Raw genomic sequence first — 2,675 nt, forward strand, 5'->3', positions numbered from 1 at the left:
CCTCCCGCGAGCGGGAGGGGAGTTATGAGCCTGTGGACTTCCGCTGCGATCGCCGCTGCCACCGGCGGCACGGCATCGGGCGACTTCACCACCACCGGCGTGACGTTCGATTCGCGCGAAGTCGGCCCCGGCGACCTGTTCGTCGCGATGACCGGGGCTGCGACCGATGGGCATCGCTTCCTCGACCAGGCGTTTGCACGCGGCGCTGCGGGCGCGTTGGTATCGCAGCCGAGCGTCCACCCGCATGTCCTCGTCCCCGATACGATGGCCGCGCTGGAGAACCTTGCCCGCGCCGCCCGCGCGCGCACGGCGGCAAAGATCATCGGCGTCACCGGGTCGGTGGGCAAGACCGGCACCAAGGAGGCGCTGTACGCCGCGCTGGAGCGGAGTGCGCGGGCGCGGACGCACCGCTCGGTCAAGAGCTACAACAACCATACCGGCGTGCCGCTCAGTCTCGCCCGGATGCCCGCCGAAACGCGCTTCGGCGTGTTTGAAATGGGGATGAACCATGCGGGCGAACTGGCGCATTTGACGACGTTGGTGCGCCCGCACGTTGCGATCATCACCACCATCGCCCCGGCACATACCGAATTTTTCCGCGACGAGGCGGCGATTGCGGATGCGAAGGGCGAGATTTTTCAGGGCCTGGAGCCGGGCGGGGTCGCGATCGTCCCGTTCGACAGCCCGCATCGCGATCGCCTGGTCGCTGCGGCGACGCCGTATGCGGCACGGATCGTGACCTTCGGTCTTGACAAGGGGGCAGACGTCCGCGCCATCGAAACGATGCGCACCGAAAGCGGCGGCACCTTCGTCACCGCCGTGGTGGGCGCGCGCGAACTGAGCTTCACGATCAGCCAGCCGGGGCAGCATTGGGTATCCAACAGTCTGGCCGTGCTGGCGGCGGTGGATGCGGTTGGCGGAGATTTGGCGCTGGCGGGGCTCGCGCTGGCCGAACTGGGCGGTCTGGCCGGGCGCGGCGCGCGTTTTACCGTCGCGGTGGGCGACGGGCAGGCGCTGGTGATCGACGAAAGCTACAACGCCAACCCATCCTCGATGCGTGCGACGCTCGCGGTGCTTGCAGCGGAGCCTGCCGCACGCAAAATCGTCGTGCTGGGCGAAATGCGCGAGCTGGGTGCGGGCAGCGATGCTTATCATGCGGGCCTCGCCGAACCGGTGCTGGCCGCTGGCGTCGAAGCGGGCATTCTGGTCGGTGAACGGTCGCGCCCGCTGCTGAACGCGCTTGAGGGCAAGGGCGATTTCGTCCATGTCGCCGACGCCGCTGCGGCGCGCGCCAGCCTGTCCACGATGCTGGCACCGGGCGATGCGGTGCTCATCAAGGGATCGAACGGCGTGGGGCTGGCGGCGGTTGTCGCTGGCCTGCGGAGCGGGGAACACTAATGCTCTATTTCATCGCCGCCTATCTCGGCTTCCCGAGCGTGCTGAACCTGTTTCGCTATCTGTCGTTCCGCACCGGCGGCGCGGTCGCAACCTCTTTGTTCCTGGGTTTGCTGATCGGCCCGCGCTTCATTGGCTGGCTGCGCGTGCGGCAGGGCAAGGGGCAGCCGATCCGCACCGACGGCCCGCAAACGCACCTCGCCAAGCGTGGCACGCCGACCATGGGCGGGCTGATGATCCTGACCTCGATGGTGTTTTCGATCCTGTTGTGGATGGATTTGTCGAACCCGTTCGTCTGGGCCTGCACCTTCGTGACGCTGGGCTTCGCCGCGATCGGTTTCCTCGATGATTATGACAAGGTGCGCAAGGCGAGCACGGCGGGCGTTTCCGGACGGCTGCGGCTGGTCTGCGAATTTGCGATTGCGGGGATCGCCGCGACGATGATCGTGCATGAAAACGGCACGCATTTGTATTTGCCGTTTTACAGCGGGCCGGTGATCGAGCTTGGCTATTTCTACATCGTGTTCGCTGCCTTCACCATCGTGGCGTTCGGCAATGCCGTGAATTTGACCGATGGGCTTGACGGTCTGGCGACCATGCCGGTCATCATCGCCGCAGTCGCGTTCATGCTGATCGTGTATCTGGCGGGTAACGCCAAGTTCGCGGCCTATCTCGGTATTCCGCACGTGCCGCACGCGGGTGATCTGGCCATCTTTTGCGGCGCGATTGTCGGCGCGGGGCTGGCGTTCCTGTGGTTCAACGCGCCGCCGGCGGCGGTGTTCATGGGCGATACCGGCAGCCTAGCCCTTGGCGGCGCGCTTGGCGCGATCGCGGTGGTGGCGCATCATGAAATCGTGCTGGGCATCATCGGCGGGCTGTTCGTGATCGAAGCGATGAGCGTCATCATCCAGGTGTTCTTCTACAAGCGAACTGGCCGCCGCGTGTTCAAGATGGCACCGATCCACCATCATTTCGAGCAACTCGGCTGGAGCGAGCCAACCGTGGTGATCCGGTTTTGGATCATCGCGCTCGTGCTCGCGCTGGCAGGGCTGTCGACGTTGAAGCTCCGGTGATCGTATCGCCCCTCTGGCGCGGCAAGAGCTACGCTGTGCTGGGGCTTGCGCGCTCTGGTGCCGCGACCGTGCGCGCGCTGCTGGCGGGCGGCGCGGCGGTGAGGGCGTGGGATTCGGATGCGGCGCGGCGTGAAGCGCTTTCGTCTCCCTCTCCCCGCTTGCGGGGAGAGGGTCGGGAGAGGGGGAGCCTGCAACAGGCGGCACGTT

The 2,675-nt window shown here is 66.3% G+C and carries 2 protein-coding genes and 1 pseudogene; all 3 read left to right on the forward strand.

What is annotated here, in order from left to right:
• Positions 1-24 precede the first annotated feature (24 nt).
• Positions 25-1,398 (forward strand): UDP-N-acetylmuramoyl-tripeptide--D-alanyl-D-alanine ligase, encoded by a 1,374-nt coding sequence (locus NW75_RS20640; RefSeq protein WP_033967284.1) that lies wholly within the window; start codon positions 25-27, stop codon positions 1,396-1,398.
• Positions 1,398-2,468, forward strand: coding sequence for a phospho-N-acetylmuramoyl-pentapeptide-transferase (gene mraY, locus NW75_RS20645; RefSeq protein WP_033967285.1), 1,071 nt, complete (start codon positions 1,398-1,400; stop codon positions 2,466-2,468). Before NW75_RS20640 ends, mraY begins: the two co-directional genes overlap by 1 nt.
• A pseudogene (locus tag NW75_RS27030) lies at positions 2,465-2,675 on the forward strand (UDP-N-acetylmuramoyl-L-alanine--D-glutamate ligase); the annotation flags it as partial. The gene mraY and the pseudogene NW75_RS27030, both read left to right, overlap by 4 nt.

This window comes from Sphingomonas sp. Ant H11 (assembly GCF_000797515.1).
Taxonomy (GTDB): Bacteria; Pseudomonadota; Alphaproteobacteria; order Sphingomonadales; family Sphingomonadaceae; genus Sphingomonas.